This window comes from Streptomyces sp. NPDC045021, from assembly GCF_056432645.1.
Map to the genome: position 1 here is coordinate 291,418 of NZ_JBWKIQ010000007.1, position 26,494 is coordinate 317,911.

At 70.8% G+C, this 26,494-nt stretch carries 23 protein-coding genes; 12 read left to right on the forward strand and 11 right to left on the reverse strand.

Annotated features, from left to right (window positions below):
- Positions 1-191 precede the first annotated feature (191 nt).
- The 3 genes from bioB (at position 192) to bioD (ending at position 3,583) form a co-directional block, all read left to right on the forward strand.
- Positions 192-1,460: a biotin synthase BioB gene (gene bioB / locus AC07DC_RS22825; protein WP_478916263.1), complete on the forward strand. Its 1,269-nt coding sequence runs from the start codon at positions 192-194 to the stop codon at positions 1,458-1,460.
- Positions 1,453-2,799, forward strand: a complete 1,347-nt coding sequence (locus tag AC07DC_RS22830; protein ID WP_478916264.1) for an adenosylmethionine--8-amino-7-oxononanoate transaminase — start codon at positions 1,453-1,455, stop codon at positions 2,797-2,799. The genes bioB and AC07DC_RS22830 overlap by 8 nt, the downstream gene beginning before the upstream one ends.
- 64 nt (positions 2,800-2,863) lie before the next feature.
- Positions 2,864-3,583, forward strand: a complete 720-nt coding sequence (gene bioD, locus AC07DC_RS22835) for a dethiobiotin synthase (protein ID WP_478916265.1) — start codon at positions 2,864-2,866, stop codon at positions 3,581-3,583.
- A 41-nt stretch (positions 3,584-3,624) separates the two neighbouring features.
- Here bioD and AC07DC_RS22840 read toward each other — a convergent pair whose 3' ends face one another.
- From AC07DC_RS22840 to dnaE, 4 genes are all read right to left on the reverse strand, one after another.
- On the reverse strand, positions 3,625-3,996 hold the full coding sequence (locus AC07DC_RS22840) for a fic family toxin-antitoxin system, toxin component (protein ID WP_478916266.1): 372 nt from the start codon (positions 3,994-3,996) through the stop codon (positions 3,625-3,627).
- Positions 3,993-4,220, reverse strand: coding sequence for an antitoxin (locus AC07DC_RS22845; protein WP_138354499.1), 228 nt, complete (start codon positions 4,218-4,220; stop codon positions 3,993-3,995). Before AC07DC_RS22845 ends, AC07DC_RS22840 begins: the two co-directional genes overlap by 4 nt.
- Positions 4,221-4,288: 68 nt before the next feature.
- Positions 4,289-4,711 carry a GNAT family N-acetyltransferase gene (locus AC07DC_RS22850; protein ID WP_478916267.1) on the reverse strand — a complete coding sequence of 141 codons (423 nt, stop codon included), beginning with the start codon at positions 4,709-4,711 and terminating at the stop codon, positions 4,289-4,291.
- Between the two features lie 79 nt (positions 4,712-4,790).
- Entirely contained in the window at positions 4,791-8,348 is a 3,558-nt protein-coding gene (dnaE, locus tag AC07DC_RS22855) for a DNA polymerase III subunit alpha (protein ID WP_478916268.1), read from the reverse strand.
- 371 nt (positions 8,349-8,719) lie between these two features.
- Between dnaE and AC07DC_RS22860 the strand changes: the two genes are divergently transcribed.
- The 3 genes from AC07DC_RS22860 to AC07DC_RS22870 all read left to right on the forward strand — a co-directional run bounded on the left by AC07DC_RS22860 (position 8,720) and on the right by AC07DC_RS22870 (position 13,507).
- A complete protein-coding gene (locus AC07DC_RS22860) occupies positions 8,720-10,069 on the forward strand; it encodes a hemolysin family protein (protein ID WP_478916269.1) in 1,350 nt (449 codons plus the stop codon).
- Positions 10,066-11,121, forward strand: a complete 1,056-nt coding sequence (locus AC07DC_RS22865) for a hemolysin family protein (RefSeq protein WP_478916270.1) — start codon at positions 10,066-10,068, stop codon at positions 11,119-11,121. The genes AC07DC_RS22860 and AC07DC_RS22865 overlap by 4 nt, the downstream gene beginning before the upstream one ends.
- Before the next feature lie 154 nt (positions 11,122-11,275).
- Complete coding sequence (locus AC07DC_RS22870) at positions 11,276-13,507, forward strand: HelD family protein (RefSeq protein WP_478916271.1); 2,232 nt, start codon at positions 11,276-11,278, stop codon at positions 13,505-13,507.
- Here AC07DC_RS22870 and AC07DC_RS22875 read toward each other — a convergent pair whose 3' ends face one another.
- Complete coding sequence (locus AC07DC_RS22875) at positions 13,508-14,065, reverse strand: TetR/AcrR family transcriptional regulator (RefSeq protein WP_478916272.1); 558 nt, start codon at positions 14,063-14,065, stop codon at positions 13,508-13,510.
- A gap of 7 nt (positions 14,066-14,072) precedes the next feature.
- On the reverse strand, positions 14,073-14,768 hold the full coding sequence (locus AC07DC_RS22880; RefSeq protein ID WP_478916273.1) for a type 1 glutamine amidotransferase domain-containing protein: 696 nt from the start codon (positions 14,766-14,768) through the stop codon (positions 14,073-14,075).
- 112 nt (positions 14,769-14,880) lie between these two features.
- Between AC07DC_RS22880 and AC07DC_RS22885 the strand changes: the two genes are divergently transcribed.
- Both AC07DC_RS22885 and AC07DC_RS22890 read left to right on the forward strand, forming a co-directional pair.
- Positions 14,881-15,846 (forward strand): LysR family transcriptional regulator, encoded by a 966-nt coding sequence (locus AC07DC_RS22885; RefSeq protein ID WP_478916274.1) that lies wholly within the window; start codon positions 14,881-14,883, stop codon positions 15,844-15,846.
- Between the two features lie 195 nt (positions 15,847-16,041).
- A complete protein-coding gene (locus tag AC07DC_RS22890) occupies positions 16,042-17,865 on the forward strand; it encodes an alpha-L-fucosidase (RefSeq protein WP_478916275.1) in 1,824 nt (607 codons plus the stop codon).
- A gap of 54 nt (positions 17,866-17,919) precedes the next feature.
- On the opposite strand, the gene AC07DC_RS22895 is transcribed toward AC07DC_RS22890, so the two are convergent.
- The 3 genes from AC07DC_RS22895 to AC07DC_RS22905 form a co-directional block, all read right to left on the reverse strand.
- Entirely contained in the window at positions 17,920-19,455 is a 1,536-nt protein-coding gene (locus tag AC07DC_RS22895) for an ABC transporter substrate-binding protein (RefSeq protein ID WP_478916276.1), read from the reverse strand.
- A 66-nt stretch (positions 19,456-19,521) separates the two neighbouring features.
- Positions 19,522-21,555: a hypothetical protein gene (locus AC07DC_RS22900; RefSeq protein WP_478916277.1), complete on the reverse strand. Its 2,034-nt coding sequence runs from the start codon at positions 21,553-21,555 to the stop codon at positions 19,522-19,524.
- 198 nt (positions 21,556-21,753) lie between these two features.
- Positions 21,754-21,924 (reverse strand): hydrophobic protein, encoded by a 171-nt coding sequence (locus AC07DC_RS22905; RefSeq protein ID WP_187145171.1) that lies wholly within the window; start codon positions 21,922-21,924, stop codon positions 21,754-21,756.
- A 214-nt stretch (positions 21,925-22,138) separates the two neighbouring features.
- On the opposite strand from AC07DC_RS22905, the gene AC07DC_RS22910 reads away from it, so the two are divergent.
- From AC07DC_RS22910 to AC07DC_RS22925, 4 genes are all read left to right on the forward strand, one after another.
- Positions 22,139-23,023 (forward strand): RNA polymerase sigma factor SigF, encoded by an 885-nt coding sequence (locus AC07DC_RS22910; RefSeq protein ID WP_478916278.1) that lies wholly within the window; start codon positions 22,139-22,141, stop codon positions 23,021-23,023.
- A 96-nt stretch (positions 23,024-23,119) separates the two neighbouring features.
- Positions 23,120-23,890 carry a L,D-transpeptidase family protein gene (locus AC07DC_RS22915; RefSeq protein WP_478916279.1) on the forward strand — a complete coding sequence of 257 codons (771 nt, stop codon included), beginning with the start codon at positions 23,120-23,122 and terminating at the stop codon, positions 23,888-23,890.
- A gap of 96 nt (positions 23,891-23,986) precedes the next feature.
- The gene (locus AC07DC_RS22920) at positions 23,987-24,433 is read left to right on the forward strand and encodes an ATP-binding protein (protein ID WP_478916280.1); all 447 of its coding nucleotides are present in this window, start codon (positions 23,987-23,989) and stop codon (positions 24,431-24,433) included.
- Between the two features lie 168 nt (positions 24,434-24,601).
- The gene (locus AC07DC_RS22925) at positions 24,602-24,898 is read left to right on the forward strand and encodes a DUF3303 family protein (RefSeq protein ID WP_478916281.1); all 297 of its coding nucleotides are present in this window, start codon (positions 24,602-24,604) and stop codon (positions 24,896-24,898) included.
- A gap of 114 nt (positions 24,899-25,012) precedes the next feature.
- Here AC07DC_RS22925 and AC07DC_RS22930 read toward each other — a convergent pair whose 3' ends face one another.
- Positions 25,013-25,528, reverse strand: a complete 516-nt coding sequence (locus AC07DC_RS22930; protein WP_478916282.1) for a hypothetical protein — start codon at positions 25,526-25,528, stop codon at positions 25,013-25,015.
- Between the two features lie 91 nt (positions 25,529-25,619).
- Positions 25,620-26,321, reverse strand: coding sequence for a hypothetical protein (locus AC07DC_RS22935; RefSeq protein WP_478916283.1), 702 nt, complete (start codon positions 26,319-26,321; stop codon positions 25,620-25,622).
- Positions 26,322-26,494: the final 173 nt, after the last annotated feature.

Sequence of the window (26,494 nt, forward strand, 5' to 3'; positions counted from 1 at the left end):
GGTCGGTGGGGCGGGCTGGGGCGGTTCTGCCCGGGGGTCCGGCGGTGCGGCCGGGGTGGTGCGGGTGGGCCTGGCAGCAACGTACTGGTCGGGCCGCCCGGACAGGGTGTGGTGATACACACACCTGTAGCCACCCCTGTTGTGCGGTCCATCATTGGCTCCGGGCCCCTCGGTGAGCCAGGATCGCCCCTATGGATCTGCTGAACACGCTGGTGGACAAGGGGCTGCGCCGAGAGCTGCCCACCCGGGATGAGGCGCTTGCCGTACTGGCGACCTCCGACGATGACCTGCTCGATGTGGTGACCGCGGCCGGCAAGGTACGGCGCCAGTGGTTCGGGCGCCGTGTGAAGCTCAACTACCTGGTCAACCTCAAGTCCGGACTGTGTCCCGAGGACTGCTCGTACTGCTCGCAGCGGCTCGGCTCCACGGCCGGGATCCTGAAGTACACCTGGCTCAAGCCGCACGAGGCGGCCGCCGCCGCGACGGCCGGGGTCGCGGGCGGGGCCAAACGGGTATGTCTGGTGGCCAGCGGACGTGGTCCCACGGACCGCGACGTGGACCGGGTCTCCCAGACCATCGAGGCGATCAAGGAGCAGAACGAGGGCATCGAGGTCTGTGCCTGCCTGGGCCTGCTCTCCGCCGGTCAGGCGGACCGGCTGCGCGAGGCCGGCGCGGACGCGTACAACCACAACCTGAACACCTCCGAGGCGACATACGGGGACATCACCACCACGCACACGTACGCCGACCGGGTGGACACCGTTCAGCAGGCGCAGGCGGCCGGGCTGTCCGCGTGCTCCGGCCTGATCGCGGGCATGGGCGAGTCCGACGCCGACCTCGTGGACGTGGTGTTCGCGCTGCGCGAGCTGGACCCGGACTCCGTGCCGGTCAACTTCCTCATCCCGTTCGAGGGCACCCCGCTGGCCGAGGAGTGGAACCTCACCCCGCAGCGCGCCCTGCGGATCCTGGCGATGGTGCGTTTCGTCTGCCCCGACGTCGAGGTCCGGCTCGCCGGCGGCCGTGAGGTGCACCTGCGCTCGATGCAGCCGCTCGCCCTGCACCTGGTGAACTCGATCTTCCTGGGCGACTACCTGACCAGCGAGGGCCAGGCCGGCCAGGCCGACCTCGACATGATCGCCGACGCCGGCTTCGAGGTGGAGGGCGCGGGCACGGTCACGCTCCCCCAGCACCGAGCTGACGTGGCGCAGGCGGCCGGCGGCTGCGGTTCGCACGACGCGGCCGGTGGCTGCGGCTCGCAGGGCCAGGACGCGGGATGCGGTTCGCACGCGGACGGCGGCGGCTGCGGTCCCTGCGGCGGCGGGGCGCAGAGCGCGCCCGAGCCGGTGGCGGAGCCCGTCGGGTCGCAGGACCAGGCGCCCGTCACGGCGGGCGCCGCCCGCACCGGGCTGGTCACCGTCCGCCGACGTGGAGCGGGAACGGACCTGGCGCCCAATGCCTGAGCCGCTCGCCGCGCCGCCGACGCCGCAAGCGCTGACGCCCGACGTGCTGACGCCGGACGTGCTGCTGGCCCTGGACCGGGAGCACGTCTGGCATCCGTACGGACCGATGCCCGGCCGCCAGGAGCCCCTGATCGTCGAATCGGCGTCCGGGGTCCGGCTGCGGCTGGCCGCCCCGGCGGAGGGCAGGACCGAGCTGATCGACGGCATGTCGTCCTGGTGGTCGGCGATCCACGGCTACAACCACCCGGTCCTCAACGAGGCCGCGCGCGACCAGCTCGACCGGTTCAGCCATGTGATGTTCGGCGGGCTCACCCACGAGCCCGCCGTCCGGCTCGCGGCCCGCCTGGTGGAGATCACCCCCGAGCCGCTGCGCCATGTCTTCTTCGCCGACTCCGGCTCGGTGTCGGTCGAGGTCGCGGTGAAGATGTGCCTGCAGTACTGGCGTTCGCTGGGCCGGCCGGCCAAGCAGCGGCTGCTGACCTGGCGCGGCGGCTACCACGGGGACACCTGGCAGCCGATGTCGGTGTGCGACCCGGACGGCGGGATGCACGGCCTGTGGTCGGGAGTACTTCCCCGCCAGGTCTTCGCCGACGCGCCGCCGTCCGGTTTCGGTGCCGAGCCCGACCCGCGCTACGTGGCGCACCTGCGGGAGCTGATCGGCCGTCACGCCGACGAGCTCGCGGCGGTGATCGTGGAGCCGGTGGTGCAGGGCGCCGGCGGAATGAACTTCCACTCCCCCGGCTATCTGCGGGTGCTGCGCGAGGCGTGCGACGAGCACGGCGTGCTGCTGGTCTTCGACGAGATCGCCACCGGCTTCGGCCGTACCGGCGCCCTCTTCGCGGCGGAGCACGCCGGCGTCTCCCCCGATGTGATGTGCCTGGGCAAGTCGCTGACCGGGGGCTATCTGACGATGGCGGCGACGCTGTGCACCACGGAGGTCGCCGAGGGCATCTCGCGCGGCGAGGTCCCGGTGCTCGCGCACGGCCCGACGTTCATGGGCAACCCGCTCGCGGCGTCGGTCGCCTGCGCCTCGATCGACCTGCTGCTGTCGCAGGACTGGGTCGGCGAGGTCAAACGCATCGAAGCCGGACTGCTCGACGGGCTGGCGCCCGCCGCCGCGCTGCCGGGGGTGCGGGACGTCCGGGTGCTGGGGGCGATCGGCGTCGTCCAGCTCGACCACGAGGTCGACATGGCCGCGGCCACCCGGGCCGCGGTGGGGGCGGGTGTGTGGCTGCGCCCCTTCCGTGATCTGGTGTACATCATGCCGCCGTACGTCACCGGGGACGAGGACGTGGCGCGGATCTGCGCGGCGGTCGTGGCGGCCGCGCGCGTGGGCTGAGCACCAGCGGCGAACGGGCGGGCGGGCGGCCCGTTCGGCATCGACACAAGGAGGAAGCGGTCACATGGCGGTACTGGCGGTCACGGGGACGGGCACGGAGATCGGGAAGACCGTGGTGACCGCGGCGGTCGCCGCGGCCGCACTGGCGCAGGGCCTGAGCGTCGCCGTACTCAAGCCGGCCCAGACAGGGGTCGCGGAGGGTGAGCCGGGTGACGCCGCCGAGGTGGCGCGGCTGGCCGGCGGGGTCACCGCGGTCGAACTCGCCCGCTACCCCGAGCCGTTGGCCCCCGCGACCGCGGCCCGGCGAGCCGGACTGCACCCGGTGCGTCCGGCCGAGATCGCGGAGGCGGCCGCGAAGCTGGCGGCCGTGCACGACGTGGTGCTGATCGAGGGCGCGGGCGGGCTGCTGGTGCGCTTCGACGAAGACGGCTCGACGCTGGCCGACGTGGCGAAGCTGCTCGGCGCCACCGTGCTGGTGGTGGTCCCCGCCGGCCTCGGCACGCTCAACACGGCCACGCTGACGACGGAGGCACTGGCCGCCCGCGAACTGCGGTGCGCCGGGGTCATCGTCGGCAGCTGGCCGGCAGAACCGGACCTGGCCGAACGCTGCAACCTGACCGACCTCCCGGAGTCGGCGGGCGTACCGCTGCTCGGCGTGCTGCCGGCCGGTGCGAGCACGCTCACGCCGGAGGAGTTCCGCGCCGCCGCGCCGGGCTGGCTGGCCCCGCAGCTCGGCGGCGTGTGGGACGCCGAGGAGTTCACCCGGACCGAAGGACGTGGCTGACCGCGGGTTCCCCGGCCGGGCGGGGTGCGAGAGCCGCCCGGCTAACCTCCCCAGCCGCGCAGCTCGTCCGCGATCCGGCCGACGCCCGCGGAGCCGTCCTTGACCAACCGGGCCAGGTCGCGGACCTGCTCCGGCGAGGTGGTGATCTTGAGTCCGCTGGCGACGAGGTAGGCGTACGCGACCGCCGAGGCGAACATCGCGTTGGACCGCTCCAGGGCGGGGACGTGCACGAGTATCTGCAGCAGTGCGGCGGCGCGGTCGTGCGGGTCTGGGTAGACGGGGGTGCCGAAGATCTCTGCCTGATGCCGGCTCACCGCCGCGAGCAGCGCGCCCCAGTCGGTGACCTGCGGGTCGCCAGGGGTGTTGTGCTCGGCGACCATGAGCAGCCAGGCCAGGTCGATACGCAGGCTCAACGGCTGCCTTCGCGCTCCGTGCCGAACTCCTCAGCGAAGACCGACTCGTAGCTCTTCATGAAGTCGGCCGCGGCCTCGACGAAGGTCCGTCCGCGTTCACCCGCGTCCTGCTGGACGAGCTCTTCGATGTACCGGTTCACGCTGATGCCCCGGCGCGAAGCCCGGTCCCGGGCCGTTTCGGCGGTGGACTCTTCCACCCGCACGTTCAACTGGGTCTTGGCCATACCTCCAAGCTAGCGCCGATCCGCTAGTAGCGGCAAGTGGGCGTAGCCGGATCCCGCCGGGCCGGCCGCTACCGCAGCGGCTTGGTCCAGCGCCGCCACTGCTCCTCGGGGCCGTAGCCCGCCGCCTTCCAGGCGTGGTGGGCCAGTTCGTTGCGCTCCAGGACCATCGCGTCCGCCCGCCGCCCGCCCAGCGCCGCGAACCGCTCCTCCGTCGCCTCCAGCAGCGCGGCGGCGATCCCCTGGCGACGCGCGTCGGGGTGCACGGCCAGCCGGTAGATGTGGCACCGCCAGCCGTCGAATCCGGAGATCACCGACCCGAGGAGCTCGCCGTCCCGTTCGGCCAGGAGCAGCGCCTGCGGGTCCCGGGCGATCAGCCGGGCCACGCCCTGCTCGTCGTCACTGATGCTGGCGCCCTCGGCCGCCACCTGCCAGAAGCCGAGTACGGCCGCGATGTCCGAGGGGTCCGCCGCGCGGATGAGGAGGTCGTTCATGCGGCGCAGTCAAACATTCGCGGGGAACCGCGGCCAGTGGTTTCCGTCCCACCGCGGTGGGACGGAAACCACTGTTCGGTCACGCCACGCCCAGCCAGCTCTCGGCGCCGAAGGAGCCCTTGATGTCGGAGGCGATGGTCTCGTGGTTCACCAGGAACCCCAGCTCGAAGACGGTGGTCTTCTCCGGCCCCCGGACCCGCATGCGCACCGGGCTGTCGCCCGGGTGGGCGCGCAGGATCCGCTTGAGCTCGTTGATCGTCGGCTGGTTGAGCTTGTGGGCCCGCATGAACAGCTGGACGGGAGGCTTCCCGCCGTACTCGGCGGACGAGATGTCCAGCTCCATCAGTTCCTGACCGGCGATGTTGATCGTTCCGTCGCGGTCGTTGATCCGTCCGGTCACCGCGACCACGGTGTCCGGGATCAGTGCGTGCTGCACGAGCTGGTAGGAGGCGGGGAAGAAGCAGATCTCCATGTTCGCGTCACGGTCGGCGAGATGCACGATCGCCCAGGCGTTGCCCTGCTTCGTCATCCGCCGCTCGACGGTGGTGATCAGCCCCGCGAGTTTCACCACGCCCTGCGTCTGCCCGGAGGCGATCAGATCGGCGATGGAGGTGTCGCGGTTGCGGGCGAGGATGTGCTCGGCCCCGTCCAGCGGGTGCGCCGAGACGTACAGGCCCAGCATCTCCCGCTCGGTCGACAGCAGCTGCTTGCGCGGCCACTCGTCCTCGCCGATCTTGAAGTCCAGACCGAAGCCGCTGCCGCCGCCGTCGTCACCGCTGTCGAGCGCGCCGAAGAGGTCGTCCTGACCATACGCCTCGGCCTTCTTGACCGGGATGATCGCGTCGATGGCGTCCTCGTGGACCGCGGACAGACCCTTGCGGGTGTGTCCGAGCGAGTCGAAGGCGCCGGCCTTGATCAGGGATTCCACCGCACGCTTGTTGAGCGTGGTGATCTCCGCCTTGTCGAGGAAGTCGCTGAACGCCGTGTACTTGCCCTTGGACTTACGGGAGGCGACCAGCGACTCGATGACGTTCGTGCCCACGTTGCGCACCGACTTCAGACCGAACCGGACGTCGTCGCCGACGGCGGTGAAGTCCGCGGTGGACTCGTTCACGTCCGGCGGCAGCACGTTGACACCCATCTTGCGGGCGTCGGCCAGGTAGATGGCGGCCTTGTCCTTGTCGTCGTCCACCGAGGTGAGCAGCGCCGCCATGTACTCGGCGGGGTAGTTCGCCTTGAGGTAGGCCGTCCAGTACGAGACGAGTCCGTAGCCGGCGGTGTGCGACTTGTTGAAGGCGTAGCCGGAGAACGGGAGCATGACGTCCCACAGCGCCTTGATGGACTCCTCGCTGTACCCGTTGCCCTTCATGCCGCCGTGGAACTTCTCCCACTCGGCCGCCAGGACCTCGGGCTTCTTCTTGCCCATCGCGCGGCGCAGCAGGTCGGCGCCGCCGAGGCTGTAGCCGGCCAGCTCCCGGGCGATGGCCATGATCTGCTCCTGGTACACGAGCAGGTGGAACGTGGTGCCCAGGATCGGGTCGAGTGCCTCGCGCAGCTCGGGGTGGATCGGCTCGATCTCCTGGCGGCCGTTCTTGCGGTGCGCGTAGTTGGTGTGCGCGTTGGCGGCCATCGGGCCCGGCCGGTACAGGGCGAGAACGGCGGCGATGTCCTCGAACCGGGTGGGTTCCATCAGCTTCAGCAGGGCGCGCATGTTGCCGCCGTCGAGCTGGAAGACGCCCAGGGTGTCGCCGCGCGCCAGCAGTTCGTAGGTGGTGGTGTCGTCCAGCGGGATGGTCTCGGTCTTGATGTCCACCCCCCGGTTCTCCTTCACGATCTTCAGGGCGTGATGGATGATGCCCAGGTTCCGAAGACCCAGGAAGTCCATCTTGACCAGCCCCATGTTTTCGCAACTGGGGTAGTCGAAGCCCGTGATGATCACGCCGTCCTTGTCCCGGCGGTGCATCGGGATCAGGTCCAGCAGGGGCGTCTTCGAGAGGATCACCGCGGCCGCGTGCACACCGGTGCCGCGGACCAGGCCCTCGATGCCCTTCGCGGTGTCGATGACGCGCTTGACGTCCGGCTCGTTCTCGTACATCTGCCGGATCTCGCCCGCCTCGCCGTAGCGCGGGTGCGAGGGGTCGAACATGCCGGTGAGCGGGACGCCCTTGCCCATCACGTCGGCCGGCATGGCCTTGGTGATGCGGTCGCCCATCGCGAAGGGATAGCCCAGGACGCGGGAGGAGTCCTTGACCGCGGCCTTGGCCTTGATGGTGCCGAACGTGTTGACCTGGGCGGTGTACTCCTCCCCGTACTTCTCGGTGACGTAGCGCACCATGCGGTCGCGCTGGCGGTCGTCGAAGTCGAGGTCGACGTCGGGCGGGTTGATGCGCTCGGGGTTCAGGAACCGCTCGAACAGCAGCCCGTGCTCCAGGGGGCACAGCTCGGTGATGCGGGTGGCGTACGCGACGATGGAACCGGTCGCGGAACCACGGCCGGGGCCGACGGGTACGTCGTTGTCACGCGCGTACTTGCAGATGTCGGCGACGACGAGGAAGTAGCTGGAGAACCCCATCGGACCGATGATCTTCATCTCGGTCTCGAAGCGCTCCATGACGGCGTCCGGGATGGGGTCGCCGTACCGCATCACCAGGCCGTTCATGACCTCCTTGCGCAGCCACGACTCCTGGTCCTCGCCCTCCGGCACCACGAACTGCGGCATCTGGTTGACTTCGGCGAAGACCTCGTCGTAGTCCTGGATGCGCTCGGCGATCAGCAGCGTGTTGTCGCACGCCTCGGGCAGCTCGGAGAACAGCTCCCGCATCTCGGCCGCGGTCTTGATGTAGTAGCCGGTCCCGTTGAACCGGAAGCGGCCCGGGTCGTCCTTGTTCTTGCCGACGCCGACGCACAGCAGCGTGTCGTGCGAGTCGGCCTCGCTCTCGTGCACGTAGTGCGAGTCGTTGGTCGCCAGGAGCGGGATCTTCAGCTCTTTGGCGATCTTGAGCAGGTCCTCGCGGACGTTGCGCTCGAGGTCCAGGCCGTGGTCCATCAGCTCCAGGAAGTAGTTCTCCCGCCCGAACATGTCCTGGAAGTCGGAGGCCGCCTGGAGGGCCGCGTCGAACTGGCCGAGGCGGATCCGGGTCTGGATCTCGCCCGACGGGCAGCCCGTCGTCGCGATGATCCCCGAGGCGTGCTGGGAGATCAGTTCGCGGTCCATACGGGGCTTGCCGTAGAAGCCTTCGAAGCTCGCGAGCGAGGAGAGCCGGAAGAGGTTCCGCAGCCCCTGCGCGTGCTCGGCCCACATCGTCATATGGGTGAAGCGGCCGCCGCCGCTGACGTCCTTGCTGCCCTCGCCGTCGTCCGAAACGGCCCGCTGCCCGCCGGGACCCCAGAACTCCGGCTTCCGGTTGCGCCGCGAGGACGGCGCCACGTAGGCCTCGATGCCGATGATCGGCTTGACCGGGCCCTTCTTCGCCACCTGGAAGAACTCGTACGCGCCGAACATGTTGCCGTGGTCCGACATGGCCACGGCCGGCATCCCCTCCTCCTCGATCTTCTTGAAGAGGATGGGCAGCTTCTGCGCGCCGTCAAGAAGCGAGAACTGGGTGTGATTGTGCAGGTGGACAAAGCTGTCGGACACCGGGCAGGCACCTCCGGGGCGGGTCGCGGGAAGCTTCCACCCTATCCCTCGGGACCCGTCCCGGAAGCCTCGTCACGAGCCTTCCCGCATGATCGAAAACGCGGTGAAACAGTGACCTGGGGGGATCACGGAACGAGTTCGCGCGACACCGCCGGGTAGCCCGCGCGTGGCGTCGTCCGCGACCTGCCGAGCGCTCCGGAGCCCCCGCGCCACGCCGCGCCTTTGCCGTTCCTTTACTATGAGCGTGATCGAGTCCTCCTACGGAACGACCCCCAGGAAAGGTGTGAGCGTCCCTCCATGGACGAGCCTCCCAGTAGCCGGTGCCGTGCGGACCGACCTCCCCTGCCCGATCATGGGACGGAGGTGACCCGATGACCGAAGTGCTCCTCCTGGTGGTCGCTCTGTTGCTCACCCTCGCCTGCGGCGTCTTCGTCGCGGCCGAGTTCTCGTTGACGACCATCGAACGCGGTGAGCTGGAACGCGCGGAGCAGGCCGGTGAGCGCGGCGCCTCCGCGGCGCTGCAGGCCGTCCGCACCCTGACGCTGCAGCTCTCCGGCGCGCAGCTGGGGATCACCGTCACCGGCCTGGTGATCGGCATGCTCTCCAAGGGCTCGATCACCAAACTGCTCACCGGTCCGATGCGGGCCGCGGGACTGCCGGACTCCGCGGCCGCCTCCGCCGCGTTGGTGCTGGGCACGGCGCTGTCCACCGTGCTGCTGATGGTCGTCGGCGAGCTCGTCCCGAAGAACTGGGCGATCTCCCGCCCGCTGCCGGTCGCCAAGGCCGTCGCCGCCCCGCAGCGCGCCTTCACCACCGCCTTCGGCCCGCTGATCCGGCACCTGAACAACACCGCCAACCGGATCCTGCGCCGTATGGGACTGGAGCCCGCGGAAGAGCTGGCCTCGGCGCGCGGTCCGCAGGAGCTGGTGGCGCTGGCCCGGCACTCCGCCAAGGCCGGCACGCTGGAGGCCGACACCGCAGAACTGTTCGTCCGCACCCTGAACCTGGCGGAACTCACTGCGGAGAACGTGATGACGCCGCGCGTGCAGGTCACCGCGCTCGACTCGCACGCCACCGCCGAGGACGTCGCCGACGCGACCCGCGCCACCGGCCTGTCCCGCTTCCCCGTCTACCGCGGCACCCTCGACTCCGTCATCGGCACCGCCCACATCAAGGACGTGCTGGCCGTCCCCGCCGGGCGTCGCCCGCACTTCCCGGTCACCTCGCTGCTGCGCGAGCCACTGCTGGTGCCCGAGACACTGACCGTCGACCGACTGCTGGACCGGCTCGGCGGCAAGCAGTCCATGGCCGTCGTCATCGACGAGTACGGCGGTACGGCCGGTGTGGTCACCCTGGAGGACATCGTCGAGGAGGTCGTCGGCGAGGTCCGCGACGAGCACGACCCGCACGAGCTGTCCGACCTGACCTTCGTCGGCGAGGACGCGGACGGCCGGCGGACCTACGACGCCGACGGCGCGACCCGCACCGAGGACCAACTGGAGGAGATCGACCTGCACGCCCCCGAAGGCCCGTACGAGACCCTCGCCGGGCTCGTCGCCCAACGCCTCGGCCGGATCCCGGCCGTCGGGGACACCGTCGAGCTGGACGGCTGGCGGCTCGAGGTCACCGAGGCGGCCGGGCGGCGGGCCTCCCGCGTCCGGATCGTCTCACCGCCCACCTCCGACACCGGGTCGGCGCCGAACGGGGAGAGCGCCCGATGACCGTCCTGCAACTCCTCATCGGCGCACTGACCCTGATCGTCAACGCCTTCTTCGTCGGCGCCGAGTTCGCCATGATCTCGGTACGCCGCAGCCAGATCGAATCGCACGCGGAAGGCGGCGACCGCCGCGCCCGCAGCGTCATCTGGGGCCTGGAGCACCTGTCACCGCTGCTCGCCGCGGCCCAGCTCGGCATCACGGTCTGCACCCTGGTGCTGGGCATCGTCGCCGAACCGGCCATCGCGCATCTGCTCGAACCGGTCTTCCACGTGACCAACGTGCCCGACGGTTTCATCCACCCGATCGCCTTCGTCATCGCTCTGGCCGTAGCGACCTACCTCCATATGCTCATCGGCGAGATGGTCCCCAAGAACGTCGCCCTGGCCGCACCCGCGCGCAGCGCGCTCGCGCTCGGGCCGCCGCTGGTCGCCGTCACCCGGGCGCTGCGGCCGGTGATCTTCACGATCAATGCCTTCGCCAACACCCTCCTGAAGCTGCTGCGGGTGGAGACCAAGGACGAGGTCGCGGCCGTCTTCTCCGACGCGCAGCTCTCCCGCATGGTGATCGACGCCGGCCAGGCGGGGCTGCTGGACTCGCGGGCCATCGAACGTCTGCAGGACGCCCTGGAGCTGGGCCGCCGGCCCGTCGGCGAGGTGGCGCTGCCCACCGACCGCGTCGTCCGCGCCCCGCTCGGCATCACCCCCGAGGGGCTGGAACAGCTGTCCGCCCGATCCGGTTTCTCCCGCTTCCCGGTCGCGGAGGCCGACGGCCGGGTGCTGGGCTATCTGCACGTCAAGGACGCCCTGTTCACCGAGCCGCGGGACCGCCCCTTCCCCCGCGAGGCGCTGCGCCCGATCACCACGGTCAGCTCCGCCGGCCCGCTCGACGACGTCCTCACCGCCCTGCGCGCCGGCCGGGCCCATCTCGCCTCGGTCGTCGACGAGCAGGGCCGCAGCATCGGCTTCGTCACCATGGCCGACGTCCTCAAGGAGCTGGTCGGCCCGGCCGCCACCGGCAAGGACGCGGACGAGCCCGGCGCGCTGCCCGGCAAATGATCCGGCACTCGGCGAATGATCCCGCGCAGAAAAATACCCCGGACGCATTGACGTCCGGGGTATTGCATCGCGTATATTGAGTCTTTCATGTCTTCGCGCGTCAAAACAGCGCGGAGGAGTCTTATGTGGACACAGTACCGCGTCAGGAGCTGAATTGTCAACCGAGGAATTGCAGAATGAACAGCAATTCGTCTCACGGCTCTACGAGCGCCTCGACACGCTCCGCGAGCAGGCCGAGACCGCAGTCCAGGCGTCCTTCGCCCAGGTGGGAAAGGGTCTGCAAGCCCGCCTCGAACGCGATGTGACGGCCACCGAGCGGACCGACCGGCTCTCCGCGCTCAATTCCGTGGAGTCCGGGCTCTGCTTCGGGCGAATCGACTTCGCCGATGGCATACGCCATCACATCGGCCGTATCGGAATCCGGCAGGACGACGAGGACCGCACGCCGCTCGTCGTGGACTGGCGGGCCCCCGTCGCACGTCCTTTCTATCTCGCCACCGGGCATTCCCCGATGGGCCTGCGCCGCCGCCGGCACCTCACCACCCTCGGCCGCACCGTCACCGCGCTCCACGACGAGGTCCTGGACCTCACCGACGCGGTCCGCACCGGCCACGAGGACCCGAGCGGGGACGCGGTGCTCCTCGCCGCGCTCGGCGCCGCCCGCACCGGGCGGATGGCCGACATCGTGCAGACCATCCAGGCCGAGCAGGACGAGATCATCCGCGCCCCGCACCGGGGTGTGCTCGTCGTCGAGGGCGGGCCCGGGACCGGCAAGACCGCCGTCGCGCTGCACCGCGCCGCGTACCTGCTCTACGCCTACCGCGAGCAGCTCGCCCGCCGCGCGGTACTGATCGTCGGGCCCAACCCGGCCTTCCTCGGCTACATCGGCGAGGTGCTGCCCTCGCTCGGCGAGACCGGTGTGCTGCTGTCCACCGTGGGAGAGCTCTTCCCCGGCGTCGCGGCCACCGGCACCGACCGCCCGGAGACCGCCGCGATCAAGGGCCGGGCGGGTATGGCCGATGTCCTCGCGCGGGTGCTGCGCGACCGGCAGACCGTCCCCGACCCGGCCCTGCCCATCCAGCACGAGCGCGAGACGCTGCTGCTGGAACGGGCCACCGCCGAGGACGCCCGGCACTGCGCGCGCCAGACCCGGCTGCCGCACAACCTGGCCCGCGCCCACTTCGGCCGCTTCGTCCTCGACGCGCTCACCGCGCAGCTCGCCGAACGGCTCGGCACGGACCCGTTCGACGGCGAGAACTTCCTCGACCCGCAGGAGGTCGAGCAGTTGGGCCGCGAACTGAACGACAACCCTGCGGTGCACGCCGCCATCGACGCGTACTGGCCCTACCTCACCCCGCAGCAGCTGGTCGGTGACTTCCTGGCCGATCCGGTCCAGCTGCCCGCCGCGGAGGCCGAGTTGATCCGCCGCACCGGCGGCGAGTGGACCGTCGGCGACATTCCGCTGCTGGACGAGGCGGCCGAGCTGCTCGGCGAGGACGACCGGGCCGCGCGGGCCGCTGCGGCGCGGGAGCGGGGCGAGCAGGTGGCCTACGCGCAGGGGGTGCTGGAGTTGTCCTACGGCTCGCGCACGCTTGAGTTCGAGGACGGTGAGTCCGAGGTGCTGGCCGCCCACGACCTCATCGACGCGGAGCGCTTCGCCGACCGTCACGAGGAGGCCGACCACCGCAGCGCAGCCGAACGCGCCGCCGCCGACCGCACCTGGGCCTTCGGCCACATCATCGTGGACGAGGCGCAGGAGCTGTCCGCGATGGCGTGGCGGCTGCTGATGCGGCGCTGCCCGACCCGTTCGCTGACCCTGGTCGGCGACCCCGCCCAGACCGGCGATCCGGCGGGCTGCGACTCGTGGCGGCAGATCCTGGACCCGTATGTCGGTGACCGCTGGTGCCATGTGCGGCTGGGTGTCAACTACCGCACCCCGGCCGAGATCATGGAGTTGGCGGCCGGTGTGGCGCGGGCCGCCGACCCGTCGTACGAGCCGCCGCGCTCGGTGCGCTCGACGGGAGTACGACCGCAGGTGCACGCCACGGACGACATCGTCCGTACGGTCGCGGAGGCCGCGTCCCTGGAGACCCCCGACAGCGGCCGGCTCGCGGTGATCGCGCCGCGGGCGCTGCACGAGGCACTGGCCGGCAAGCTCCCGGGAGTGACGGCGGGCGAGGAGCCCGACCTGACGCAGTCGCCGGTGCTGCTCGACCCCCGGCAGGCCAAGGGGCTGGAGTTCGACTCGGTGATCGTCGTCGAGCCGGCGCTCATCGTCGCCGGCTCCGCGCGCGGGACCAGCGATCTCTATGTCGCCCTGACCCGTGCCACCCGGTCGCTCGCCGTGGTGCACACCGGCGGGCTTCCGGAGGGCCTGGACGAGTAGTCATCGGGGCCGCGGCCCCATATCCAGCAGCCCGGCCAGCAGGGCATCGGTGGCCGGGCGGAGCAGCCGTGCACCGTCCTGGGTGGCTTCCAGTCCCACGACCAGGGCGATGCAGATGTCCGCGGCGTCGGCCGGGTCGGGCGGACCGGTGCCCGCTTCGGCGAACACCCCGATCAGCAGGGCCCGCAGCTCGGTGGTGAAGCCGTGGCAGATGTCGCCGAACAACCGGGCCTTCTCGTCCAGCAGTTCGGCGGTGTGCGGGGAGTCCCCGGCGAGCTCCAGCACCAGATCGAGCTTGGCCGCCAGGATGCCCCGGATCCGTTCCGGGGCCGGGCCGTCACCCGCCGCCGCCCGCCGGGCCCGCTCGAGCGCCCGGGTGTGCAGGCGCTCGGCGAGCCGGCGGAAGGCATCGTCCTTGCTGCGGACGTACTGGTAGACCGCCGACCGGGACACCTCCATCGTGGAGGCGATGTCGTCCATGGTGGTGCGCCGTACGCCGTACCTGGTCAGACAGGTGTAGGTGGCGTCGAGCACCTCGGTCAGCCGGTCGTTGGCCATCGTGCGGTCAGCCCAGCGCCTTGAGGAGCTCGGCGGCGAGCGGCGCGGACGAGGCCGGGTTCTGCCCGGTGATCAGGTTGCGGTCGACGACCACGTACGGCGCCCACGCCTCGCCCTCCTGGAAGTCGGCGCCCAGCCCGACGAGCCGGTCCTGGAGCAGCCACTTGGCCTTGTCGGCGAGGCCCGCCTGGGTCTCCTCGACGTTGGTGAAGCCGGTCAGCCGGTAGCCGGCGAACGGCGAGGTGCCGTCGGAGCGCGTGGCGGCGAGCAGCGCGGCGGGGGCGTGGCAGACCACACCGAGCGGCTTGCCGGAGTCCAGGGCGGCGGTCAGCAGCCGGCCGGAGTCGGCGTTGACGGCCAGGTCCTCCATCGGGCCGTGTCCGCCCGGGTAGAAGACCGCGTCGTACTCGGCCAGTTCGACCTCTTCGAGCTTGACGGGCTTCTTCAGGACGGTCATCGCGGAGAGCTCGGCGACGATCGCGTCGGCGGCCTCCTTGCCGCCGTTCACCTCCGGCGCGAGGCTTCCCTTGTCGACGGTCGGGACGACTCCGCCGGGGGTGGCGATCACGACCTCGTAGCCGGCGCCGGTGAAGGCGCGGTAGGGGGCCACGGCCTCCTCGGCCCAGAAACCGGTGGGGTGCTTGGTGCCGTCGGCCAGCGTCCAGTGGTCGGCACCGGTCATCACGAACAGGATCTTTGCCATGTCACATCTCTCGGTGGGGGCGACGGTCCGACATTCCGTACGTGGAGTGTCAGATCGCTGTCGACCTCGAACGTAGGCCGCTGATCCATTGAAATCCAATAGAATCACCATCATGACCCATAGGAATCCCGATGGATCGGAGCTGTCTGGACCGGAGCTGCAGGGACCGGGGCTCGCAGCCGTGGACCTCACCTTGCTGCGGACCTTCCTGGCCGTGCACCGTGCCGGCTCCTTCACCGCGGGCGCGAAGCTGCTCGGCCTGTCGCAGCCGACGGTGACCACCCAGGTGCGCGCCCTGGAGGAGCGGCTGGGACGTCAGCTCTTCGACCGGCTGCCGCGCGGCGTCGCGTCCACGGCCGTCGCCGACCAGCTGGCGGCCGATGTCGCCGGCCCGCTGGACGCCCTCGCGGCAGTCACCGGCCGGGACCGCTCCGACCGCCGGATACCCGCGGACCCGGTACACCTCGCCGGTCCCGCCGAGCTGCTGTGCCTACGGGCGCTCCCGGCGCTGGCTCCGCTGACCGACGAGGGAGTGCGGCTGCGGGTCACCACCGGCCTCACCGACGACCTGCTCGAAGGGCTCCGCGCCGGCCGCTACGACCTGGTGATCTCCACGGTCCGGCCGCGCGGCCGCAGCGTCACCGCCGTCCCGCTCATGGACGAGGAGTTCGTCCTCGTCGCGGCGCCCTCGTGGGCCCGGCGGATCGGCTCCGGCAGCGTCGAGGCCGAGGGACCGGCGGCGCTGCGCGCCGCACCGCTGGTCAGCTATGCCGAGGATCTGCCGATCGCCCGCCGCTACTGGCGCCATGTCTTCGGTGCCCGCCTGTCCGCCCAGGCCGCCATCACCGTCCCGGACCTGCGGGGGGTCCTGGCCGCGGTCGTCGCCGGGGCCGGCTTCACCGTCCTTCCGCGCTATCTGTGCGCCGCCGAACTCGCCTGCGGGGCGCTCGTTCCGCTCCTCGAGCCCGAGGATCCGCCGATCAACACCGCGTACCTCGCCCAGCGCCCCGGCGCCGGCGAGCTCCCGCACGTCGCCCTGGTCCGCGACCATCTGCTGCAGGCAGGGCGTACCTGGTAGTCACGCCGCAAAGATTGGATGACTTCCCCCACCAACAGCCGGAGAGGCGCGGGGAATTGCCGTGGAGTGGCGCGTATCCGGCAACTTCTCTTGACGGGCGTCGCCGACCACCACTAGACATCGGATGAAAGTTTCTCGCTCTGTCACTGTCCCGTCCTGCGGATGAGCCCTGTCCCCGCATCAACGGAGATGCCCATGAGACGCTCAGCACGCACACTTCACCTGCTACTCGCCTTCGCGGTCGCCCTGGTCACGGCCATCGGTCTGACCGGCGGCCCGGCAACCGCCGCCGCCACCGCGCCGGCCGCCGCCGGCCCCGGCACCAACTACGCCTACGACGACCCCTTCAGCAGCGCCCGCACCCAGTGGTGGCGCGACGACCGGTTCGGCATGTTCATCCATTACGGCGCCTACTCCCAGCTGCAGGGCACGTACACGCGCCCGAACGGCACGGTGTGCCGGGACGCCGAATGGATCGAGCGCAACTGCGCCATACCCAAGGCGCAGTACGAGGACATCGCCGCCCAGTTCAATCCGGCGTCCTTCGACGCGAACGCGATCGCGAAGCTGGCCAAGGACGCGGGCCAGCGCTACATCGTGCAGACCGCCAAGCACCACGAGGGCTATGCGATGTGGCCGACGAAGGTCAACACCTGGAATCTGCGCGACCATTCGTCGTTCAGCAAGAGCCGCGACATCCTGGCCGAGATGAAGGCCGCCGCCGACTCCCAGGGGATCAAGTTCGGTCTGTACTACTCGATCTGGGACTGGCACAACCCGAACTTCACCGCCAACTTCACCCAGTACAAGAAGGACATGTACGCCCAGCTCAAGGAGCTCGTCGACAACTACCACCCGGCGGTGCTGTGGTTCGACGGCGAGTGGGCGACCGACAACCCGACCAACCCGTGGTCGACCGCCGACGGTGAGGCGCTGCAGAGCTATCTGCACGGGCTGGACCCCAACCTGGTGATCAACAACCGTGTCGACAAGCGACGGGTCGTGGACGGCGACTACGGCACCCCGGAGCAGGAGATCCCCTCGGCCCCGGTCGGCGGCCAGCTCTGGGAATCCTGCATGACCCTCAACGACCACTGGGGGTACGCCAGTTACGACACCAACTGGAAGTCCGCGACCGCGCTGACCCGTAACGTCGTCGACATCGCCTCGCGCGGTGGCAACTACCTCCTCAACATCGGCCCCGACAGGACCGGCGCGGTGCCCGCGGGGGCGGTCGACCGGCTGCACTCGATGGGCTCCTGGCTCTCCGCGAACGGCCAGGGCGCCGCGGTGTACGGCGCGAACGCGGCCAGGAACGTGGCCACGCCCTCCTGGGGAGCCGTGGCCTCGGCGCCGGGCGACAAGCTGGAGGCATCGGTCTACACCTGGCCGGGCGCCGGGAAACCGCTGCACCTGACCGCCACCGCACCGCTTTCCATCACCGGGGCGCGGGTGCTGGGCAGCAGTCAGCAGGTCACCGTGAAGGCCGCGGGTGACGGCTACGACATCACACCGTCAGGGGCTGCGGTCAACGCGATCGCCACCGTCATCGAGCTGACCTACGCCCCGCCGCAGCCGGTGAACGGCACCGGCACCGGGCTGACCGCGCAGTACTGGGACAACACCTCGTTCAGCGGAGCCCCGAAGGTGACGCGCACCGACAGGACGCTCAACTTCGCCTGGCGCTACCTCGGTTCACCGGACCCCGCCGTCCCGACCGACAACTTCGCGGCACGGTGGACCGGTTCCGTCCAGCCCCGCTACAGCCAGACATACACCTTCCTCACCGTCTCCGACGACACGGTGCAGGTCTGGATCGACGGCAAGCAGATCATCAGCAACACCACACCGCACGATGCCGCCGTCAACACCGGCACCGTGACACTGCAGGCCGGAAAGAAGTACTCCATCCGCGTCGACTTCACCGAGCGCACCGGCGAGGCAGCCATGAAGCTGCTCTGGTACGCCCCCGACGAGGCACAGCGCATCGTGCCGGTCGGTCAGCTCTACCCGTCCTGACCGCACGGCCGGGGTGCGGCGGCCACCGCCACGGTGGCCGCCGCACCCGCCTGTTCAGTCCTTCTGCGGGGTGAACGGAGTTCCCGTGCGGGAGGAGACGGCGAGGGTACGGACCTTGCCGTCGGCGCCGATCTCGATGACCGGTACGGCCTTGTCCTGGGGTGAGCCGTCGTTGGCGAAGGAGATGTACCCGCTCGCTCCCCGCACCGCGTCGACCCCGTGCAGCGACTGCCAGATCTGGATCATCTGGGAGCCGGTGACCCGGCCGTTGGACTCGGGGGAACGACCCGCCCAGCGGGCGCCGTCGACCGCCGCGCTGACGGCGTCGTACCCCATGATCGCCTGGCCGTCGTCGAGCGCCTCCAGCGGGAACGTCGCTCGGAAGTAGCCGCGCCTGCCGAGCGTTCCGGTCTCCGACCTCGCCTCGTCCGGGTACGCGTCGGGGCGCTTCTCCCAGGCCTCGGGGTGGGCGAGGCCGGTGTACAGCAGCCGGACGGTGCCGCTGCGCAGGGTCTCCTTGATCTCGCCGAATCCGGCGGCCTGGGCGACCTGCGAGGCGTCGTCACCGGAGAGGACGATGAGTTTGCGGCCGGAGCACGGCCGGTTCTTGAGCGGCGCCAGGAAACTGGGCAGGTTCACACCGCGCCCGGCGAAGTAGATGACATCGGGCTTGACCGCGCACAGGTTCGCCATCCGGGTCGCGAACGCCGTGGCGACGCCTTCCTGCGAGGAGTCGTACTGCTCGACCTGGCCGGCCAACCGCTCCTTCGGGAGGACCGACAGGAACTTCTCGCCCAGCGTGTGGCTGTACTGGTCGTCGCGACGGGCGTCCTGTATCACCATCACCTTCAACCCGGCGTACTGCGGCTGCTTCAGGAACGCGGCGGCGGCCGCGGCCTCGTCTGCGTTGGTCGGGGCGGTACGCACCAGACCCGGGATCGTGGCGAGAGTGTCCGCGGTGAGGACGGAGCCGACCGCGGCGAGCTGCAGCCCGCCGGTCTCCGCGGTGCCCGTGACCTTCCCTATCATCCGCGCGGTCGCGTCGGTGCTGGTGCCCAGGCCCGCCACGGCCACGATGTGCTCGGGACCGACACGCTCGCGGATCTCCTCCAGCGTGGCGTCCCGCTGTTCATCGGTACTGCCGCAGTTGGCCAGCAGCAGCCGGATGCGGGGGACGTCGCCTCCCTTGAGTGTGTTGTCCCGCTCGTACAGCGCGGCGTACGCGCCCTGGATCTCGTGCCGCACGGAGTCCGGGGTATTGGTGTCCTTGGGCCCGGGATCCAGCGGCATGAGATACACGATGCTCACAAAGGAACGGGAGTCGTTGTCCACCTTGACGTTCTGCGTGTGGATCAGGTCGGAGACCGCCGCCAGGTTGTCGGAGAAGTGGAACGAGCCGTCCGTCACGCCGACGCAGCTCCGGTCCGCCCCCACGTGCCGTACCCCGTCGGCGCACGAGGTGTCCTCCGGCCACAGCACCCAGGTGAGCGTGCCACCGACGAGCGCGAGCACCAGCACGGCCAGCACCACGTTCCACGGCCACCGCATCCACAGACGACGGCCGGTCACCCAATGCCCCCGGGTCGACATCACGCGCTCCTCCTCAGAAGGGATCAGACGGGATCGGACGAGTTCGAACGGGGCCGGGTCCGGTCCTCAGTCGGTGAACCGGGCCGCCTCGTCCAGCAGCGTGTCGGTGTCGGCGTCCGCCGCAAGCGCCAGCTGCCGGAACATGGCGCTGATCTTGTAGTTGAGTTCGGGGCGGCCCGGCGGGAGCCGGTTGCGCGGGTCGCCCGCGAGCCACAGCGCGGCCGCCAGTTCGGCCAGCGGACGGCCGGTGACCGGATCGGCGTACGCGACGGGCGCGTGCTCACGGGCCAGCTGACCCGCGTTGTGCGACGGCTGGGCGTCCATGAGCTGCGCGCGGTGCATCGGGGCCGCGGTGACGTAGTAGAGCTCCCGCAGCCAAGGCACCGCGTCGGCCGCGCCGAAGCCGCGCGCGAAGTGCGCGACCACGGCGTCGAGTTCATTCAATGCGAGCCGGTGGTAGAGGGCGTCCAGCGGGCGGCTGAGGCGTTCGTGCCAGGCTCGCAGCCCGTGATGCGCCTGCTGCCAGGCGGCGAGCCCGCCGGCCGGGGCCGCCGACCCGGCCAGCTCCTCCAACAGCAGCAGCCGCAACCAGGGATGCAGGACCGGCCGCTCCTCGGGGGCCTCGGCCGGGAGCAGATAGCCGGACGGACCGCGTCCGCCGCGAGTGTTGGCGTCCTCCGGGACGGGCGCGAACAGCCACAGCTGGTTGCGCAGTTCGAGCATCACGGTGTCCCGGGCATGCTCCGACAGGTCGTTGAGCAGCCCGGAGTTGACGGCCGCCGCGGGGGTCCTGGCCGCGGCGACCGGGACGGCGGCGGCCCGCTGGTCGACGGTCAGCCCGTCGAGCAGGTAGTCGCGGACGACGGCTCCGAGCGGCGGCCTGCGCACCGGGTCGCCTCCGTCGCCGGCAACCGGGGTGTCGAGCAGACCGTACAGATCGCGGTCGGAGACCCCCGCCGCGAGCAGCCCGCCGATCGCGGTGTGCACCTGCTGGACGCTCCACGGGTGGCCGTAGGTGAGCCGGTGCACCAGCGGGGTGGCGCGAGCGAGCCGCGTGGCGTGCACGGGATGACGTCCCGCCTCGAGCGACACCTCCACCTCGTACAGGTCGCGCAGCCGCACCGGGTACCACCACTCGGCGGGCGGAGCGTCGGTGCGCGGCCGCCAGTCGGCGTAGGAGGCACGGTCCGCGGGCTGGATGTACGGGTCGCCTGGTCGGCCGTCGGCGGGACCCGGCACCGCACGCGTGGTGGCGCTCGTCGCCACGATCAGCAGCGGGTCGTAGCGGTCGGGGTGCGACACCGCGTGCTCCGCACGCAGCCGGACCAGCAGGTCCAGGAAGCGGGTGCCACGGCTGTGGTCGATGTTGTCGAGCATCACCAGGCAGTTGTGGTCGCGGCGCGCATGCGTATAGGCGGCGCGCAGATCGGCGAGGAACGCCTCGCACAACCGCCGGTCCACCGCCTCCCGGTGCTCCTCCGCGGTGCTGCGGCTGCGCAGGTTCAGCTCGACCAACTCGTCCATCGCGGTGGGCGGCCCGAGCGTGCCGTACCAGTGGTACGTCTGGTTGAGGAAGGTACGGGTCGGCATGTACTCGAAGCCGCGCAGCAGCACGCCGATGATGAGGTCAGTACCGGGGATCGGTGACAGGCCGAGCGAGTCGACGATCGAGCTGATCCCCTCGCCGGCGTCGACCGAGGCGCCGCGGTTGCGGGCCTGCCGTAACGCCTTGCGCAGCTCGCGGGTGGCCTGTTCCCGGTCGGTCAGCGACAGTTCGGGCTGTACGGCGAGCAGGCCGAGCAGCAGCCGGGGAAAGCGCAGCGGCTTGATCCCGCTGTGTTTGCGCGCCAGCAGGAACGCCAGATGCACGGCCACCTCGTACGGCCGCTGTTCGTCCGCCGCCGCGAAGTCGACCCGGGCGGCCGGGGCCCCGCGCGTCACGGTCTCGAAATGGTCGAGCGCGAAGGTCTTGCCGCTGCCGGGCCGCCCCAGCAACGCGATCACCGGCAGCGCCCGGTCCGCCGTCCGGGGCGGCCGTGACCAGCATTCATGCACCAGTGCGTCGATCTCACCCAGGCCAGGAGGCGGCGCCTGCACCATGCCGGTCCCCCTCGCGGTGCGCGTGATCGCGGAGACAGCATCGTGCCACGAAGAGCCCTACGGGGGCAGGAACTTCGATGTTCCCGGCAACACCCAGTACCTGTGCGGCCACGCCCCGTACGACAGTGGGGCCCGGCGGTTTTCACCGCCGGGCCCCACATCCGTACGTCTGCTCGTCCGTCACCTCGTGTACCGCGGCTACCAGCGGTACCAGCGGCCGCGGCTGCCGGAAGCGCCGGAACCGCGCATCACGAAGCCGAGCAGCCAGACCACCAGGACGACGACCGCGACCCACCAGAGGATCTTGAGCGCGAATCCCGCGCCGAAGAGGATCAGCGCGAGCAGTAGGACCAGAAGCAGTGGACCCATGGTTATCAACCTCCTGACCAGCGCATGCCCCCATGTGAACCGCTCATGCTTCCGGATTTCCGACCCATTCCGAGAAGCCTTTCCGACCGTTCCGGGAAGCCTCTCCGACCGTTCCGGGAAGCCCGGGGCGCCTGTGGAGCGTGGAGTCGGGGATCGCGGGCAGACGAAGTGTCGTCGGCACCGGCGAACGCCAACCACAGGGAGATGCAACCTCATGGGCGCAGCAGCCAAGGCAAGTGGCCTACCGCTCACCGCCGTCGCGCCCGTGACGGCACCGGTATCGGTGACGGTGCCCGAGCTGCCCTGGGTGGAGAACGCCGGCAAGGTCGCCCCGGCCGACGCGCGAGCGCTGTCGAGGGTCTTCTTCGACCGGCTGCGGGTACTCGAAGAGGGCACCCACGACTACCAGTACGCGCGCAACACCCTGATCGAGTTGAACATGGCCCTGGTGAAGTTCGCCGCCCGGCGCTTCCGCAACCGGTCCGAGCCCTTCGAGGACATCGTCCAGGTCGGCACCATAGGGCTGATCAAGGCCATCGACCGCTTCGACCTGTCGCGCGAGGTGGAGTTCCCCACCTTCGCGGTGCCGTACATCATCGGTGAGATCAAGCGGTTCTTCCGCGACACCAGCTGGGCCGTCCACGTTCCGCGCCGTCTGCAGGAGCTGCGGCTGTCGCTGGCGAAGGCCATCGACGACCTGTCCGCGCGTCTGGACCGCTCCCCCACCACCGCGGAGTTGGCCGCCCATCTGGATCTGACGCCCGAGGAGGTCGTCGAGGGGCTCATGGCCAGCAATGGGTACACCGCCGGATCGCTGGACATGCCCGCAACCGAGGACGACGAGCGGGGCGGCGGCCTCGCCGACAGGATCGGCGATCTCGACCCCGGCATGGCGGGCGTCGAGAACCTGGAGACGCTCAAGCCCCTGGTGGCGCAGCTCAGCGAACGCGACCGCCGCATCCTGCAGATGCGCTTCGGCGACGAGCTGACGCAGGCCCAGATCGGCGAGGAGCTCGGCGTCTCGCAGATGCACATCTCCCGCCTGCTCGGCTCCGTACTGACCCGTCTGCGCAGCGGAATGCTCACCGACACCTGCTGATCCGGCTGCGGAACGGGCCCCGCACAGCGACGCATTGCCGACACGGTCGGCGGAACTCGTGACGCCGGCCGTCCGATGGCGCTCTAGAGTGATGCGATGGGACTCATACACCTCAGCAGGACCGGTGTCGCACGGCGGGTCATGTCATTCAGGTCCCGGCCGAGGCGGACCGCCGCGGTGGCCTCGATCGCCGCCTGGGCCGTCGCCGGCGCCCTGCTCGGGTCGGTCCCCGCGCACGGCGCCACCCCGTCGCCTGCTCCGCCGCCCCGCTTCCCGGTACCGGTGACGGTCGGTGCGGCCCGCCAGGTGATCAGCGTGCAGGCCCGTGGAACGTACGCGACCGTCATCGCCTGGCAGAAGACCGGCAGTATCTGGATCAAGCAGTACGTGACCACCGCCGCGCGGGTGGGCTCGCACGGCATCACCAACGGTGCCACCCGCAAGCAGGGCACGTACACGACGCCCACCGGCACCTACACCCTCACCCAAGGCTTCGGCGTCGCCGCCGACCCCGGCACCCGGATGCCGTACCACCGGGTCACCTCGGCGGACTGGTGGGTGGAGGACCCGGCCTCCCGCTACTACAACCGCATGCGGCAGGCCGCGCAGGGCGGCTTCCCGCTGACGGAGGCCGGCGACCACGGCAGCGAGCACCTGATCAACCACCCCGTGCAGTACCGCAATGCGCTGGTAATCAACTTCAACACCAACCCCGCCGTCCCGGGCCGTGGCGCCGGCATCTTCCTGCACGCGCTCGGCCCGCAGGCCGGGCCCACCGCGGGCTGCGTCGCGATTCCGCAGAGCGTCCTCACGAGCGTGCTGCGCTGGGTCGACCCGGCGCAGCATCCGGTGATCGCGATCGGCTGACCGACGGTTGCTACCGGCAGGTATAGGACGGTGTTCCCAGGGTAGGAGAGGCCTCAGTGTTCGGGCCCGAAAGGCCATCACGGGGGCAGGAGCAGCATGATCGGGATCAAACGGCGTACACCGGCCATGCCGCCGCCGGTGCAGGCCGCCGCCCATCACCGGGCAGCGCACTACGACGGCACGATCGGCAGTATCGGCGACGCCCGCCGGCTCGCGGCCGACTTCCTGCACCAGCTCACCGCCGAGTGGTACGCCCCGATCGGCGCGGACCGGACGCACGACATCCTGCTGGTGGTGAGCGAGCTGGCCACCAACGCCGAGCGCCACTCCGGTGGCCCCTATCTGGTGGAGCTGGACGGTGACGCCGGCGCCGTCCGCGTCACCGTGTGGGACAGCGACAGCACCCTGCCGCGCGTCTTCGCCCCCGATCCGCTGCGGATAGGGGGGCACGGCATGGAGATCGTGCTCCGGCTCTGCGACGGCCTGACGATGGAACGCGTACCGGTGGGCAAGCGCGTCTGCGCCCGGTTCGACCTCACGTAGGTCGCACGTCCGCTCGCCCTGACAGCGTCGCGCTTCCGCAGCAGCACGGACGGACGATGAGATGTTGCCGCCCCGATCACCCGAGGAGAGGCTGAGCTCGACGTCACCAGGTCTCCGTGAGCGCGGGCGTGACCGCGCCGGGCGTGGTGGACGGAAGGAGCGAGTCCCATGAGGGTCATGCTGAGGGCGCACCTGGACACCCAGGCCGGGAACGCGGCGTTCAAGAGCGGCAAGCTGGGGAAGGTCATGCAGGAGATGACGGAACGCCTCAAGCCCGAGGCGGCCTATTTCGGCCCCAGCGAGGGCGGCCGGTCGTGCACCTTCGTCTTCGACATGCAGGACAGTTCGCTGCTGCCCTCCATCGCGGAACCGCTCTTCGAGGAACTCGGCGCGAAGATCGAGATCCAGCCGGTGATGAACGGCGAGGACCTGCAGAAGGGTCTTGCCGCGGTGCGGAAGGGCTGAACCCCCGGGCGGCCGCCCGGCCGGGCCGGGCGGTGCTCAGGGCGGGAAACGCTCGGGGCAGACAGTGCTCGGGCGGACGTCGCTTCGGAGCGAGGGGTGCTCGCGCCGCCGCGACTACTGCCCGCGGTGGCGCCGGTAGTAGGAGACCGTGACCACGCCCAGCAGCGGACCCCAGAGCAACAGTGGCGCGTAGCAGGCGTCCATCACCACCAGGGCGAGTCCCGTCGGCGCGCCCTCGGCTCCTCCGAATCCCCGCGCGTTGGGGATCGACAGCAGCATCAGGGCGAGCGCGCCGAGGGCGGCCGGGATCACCGCGGCGAGCGGCGGGACACGCTTGCCCCCGATGACGGGGATCCAGCGCGGGACCACCTCGCCCCAGGGTTTGACCAGGCCCAGGGTGAGCATCGTCAGGGCCTCGATGCCCAGACCCATCGCGACGCACAAGACGGTGAACCAGCCGGGGACGCCCAGGCCGGTGGTGTCGAAGCCCACCGGGATGCCCGAGCCCATCATGATCCGCCATATCCCCGACGGGACGGCGGTGAGCGCGGCGACATGTGCGGCCCTGACCACCCATCGGGCGGGCGGCGGGCTCTGGCGGACGGCTGCGGGGACCTCGTAGGTGGCCATGCGACCAGGCTGTCGCCGTGGGCGCCCGACCGGATCATGCCCGCGGACGGACTGAGTCCCCCGCACGGGGGACGGGCGGCCCGCGGCATCGTCAGGCGGTGGGGCTCGCGCTCGCCGTGGGAGCGCCCGAGGGGCGCTGCGGAAGGAGGACCCGGCACGTCCGGTAGGCCTCGGCCGCCTTGGGGTCCGAGGTGTTGAAGCCGCGCGGGCCACCGCTGCCCGGGGAGGCGGAGGGCAGGACGACGCCGTGGTCCTTCAGACAGCTGGTGAAGGCCTTCATCGCTGTGCTGTCGCCGCCGAAACGACCGCCCCGGTTACCGCCCTGGCCGCCCTTCGGTCGCAGGGACGCACAGGCCTGCATCGCCTGCTGGCGGGCGGGATCGGCGGAGGCACCGCCACCGCCGAAGCCACCGAAACCGCCACCGGGTCGGCGGGTGCCCCCGCCGGCTCCCGGCTTGCCGGTACCGCCTCCCGGCCGCGCGCTGCCGCTCGGCCGCGTCGGCAGGGTGACGCCGTGCTGCGCGAGGCACTGGCGGTAGGCGTCCATCTGCTGGGCCGCCCCGGACGCCGATCCGGAGGCCGACGGCTTGGCCGCGGCGTTCGTCGCGGCCGTCGAGGAGGAGCAGGCGGCGAGCAGCAGGATGCCGGAGGCGAGAACGGCGGCGGCCGCGGCGGCCCGGAGAGCCGGTCGCGCGGTTGCCTGGAGAGTCGATCGCGCGGCGGACGGACGGCTGGTGGACGGCCGGGTGATGGACGGCCGGCCGGCCGACGGCCCGTTGGTGGTCCAGGTCATGGCCGTTGTCTCCTCGGAGCGTTGGACGGGGGCAGTGGTCTGCGACGTCAGGTGGGGCGCGGGTCGGGGACCCGCGGTGCCGGCGGCCCATGACTGAACCGCACGCAGGTGGGGGCTGCCAGGGGACTGGCTGTGAGTTCCCTGGCAGTCGGCGTCACGGCGGGGCCCGGTGA

Excerpts from the sequence above, each read along its gene's own strand:
- bioB (WP_478916263.1), top strand. The coding sequence starts at position 192 with ATGGATCTGCTGAACACGCTGGTGGACAAGGGGCTGCGCCGAGAGCTG.
- AC07DC_RS22830 (WP_478916264.1), top strand. The coding sequence starts at position 1,453 with ATGCCTGAGCCGCTCGCCGCGCCGCCGACGCCGCAAGCGCTGACGCCC.
- bioD (WP_478916265.1), top strand. The coding sequence starts at position 2,864 with ATGGCGGTACTGGCGGTCACGGGGACGGGCACGGAGATCGGGAAGACC.
- AC07DC_RS22845 (WP_138354499.1), bottom strand. The coding sequence starts at position 4,220 with ATGGCCAAGACCCAGTTGAACGTGCGGGTGGAAGAGTCCACCGCCGAA.
- AC07DC_RS22850 (WP_478916267.1), bottom strand. The coding sequence starts at position 4,711 with ATGAACGACCTCCTCATCCGCGCGGCGGACCCCTCGGACATCGCGGCC.
- AC07DC_RS22860 (WP_478916269.1), top strand. The coding sequence starts at position 8,720 with ATGACCGAAGTGCTCCTCCTGGTGGTCGCTCTGTTGCTCACCCTCGCC.
- AC07DC_RS22865 (WP_478916270.1), top strand. The coding sequence starts at position 10,066 with ATGACCGTCCTGCAACTCCTCATCGGCGCACTGACCCTGATCGTCAAC.
- AC07DC_RS22875 (WP_478916272.1), bottom strand. The coding sequence starts at position 14,065 with ATGGCCAACGACCGGCTGACCGAGGTGCTCGACGCCACCTACACCTGT.
- AC07DC_RS22880 (WP_478916273.1), bottom strand. The coding sequence starts at position 14,768 with ATGGCAAAGATCCTGTTCGTGATGACCGGTGCCGACCACTGGACGCTG.
- AC07DC_RS22885 (WP_478916274.1), top strand. The coding sequence starts at position 14,881 with ATGACCCATAGGAATCCCGATGGATCGGAGCTGTCTGGACCGGAGCTG.
- AC07DC_RS22890 (WP_478916275.1), top strand. The coding sequence starts at position 16,042 with ATGAGACGCTCAGCACGCACACTTCACCTGCTACTCGCCTTCGCGGTC.
- AC07DC_RS22895 (WP_478916276.1), bottom strand. The coding sequence starts at position 19,455 with ATGTCGACCCGGGGGCATTGGGTGACCGGCCGTCGTCTGTGGATGCGG.
- AC07DC_RS22900 (WP_478916277.1), bottom strand. The coding sequence starts at position 21,555 with ATGGTGCAGGCGCCGCCTCCTGGCCTGGGTGAGATCGACGCACTGGTG.
- AC07DC_RS22905 (WP_187145171.1), bottom strand. The coding sequence starts at position 21,924 with ATGGGTCCACTGCTTCTGGTCCTACTGCTCGCGCTGATCCTCTTCGGC.
- AC07DC_RS22910 (WP_478916278.1), top strand. The coding sequence starts at position 22,139 with ATGGGCGCAGCAGCCAAGGCAAGTGGCCTACCGCTCACCGCCGTCGCG.
- AC07DC_RS22915 (WP_478916279.1), top strand. The coding sequence starts at position 23,120 with ATGGGACTCATACACCTCAGCAGGACCGGTGTCGCACGGCGGGTCATG.
- AC07DC_RS22920 (WP_478916280.1), top strand. The coding sequence starts at position 23,987 with ATGATCGGGATCAAACGGCGTACACCGGCCATGCCGCCGCCGGTGCAG.
- AC07DC_RS22925 (WP_478916281.1), top strand. The coding sequence starts at position 24,602 with ATGAGGGTCATGCTGAGGGCGCACCTGGACACCCAGGCCGGGAACGCG.
- AC07DC_RS22930 (WP_478916282.1), bottom strand. The coding sequence starts at position 25,528 with ATGGCCACCTACGAGGTCCCCGCAGCCGTCCGCCAGAGCCCGCCGCCC.
- AC07DC_RS22935 (WP_478916283.1), bottom strand. The coding sequence starts at position 26,321 with ATGACCTGGACCACCAACGGGCCGTCGGCCGGCCGGCCGTCCATCACC.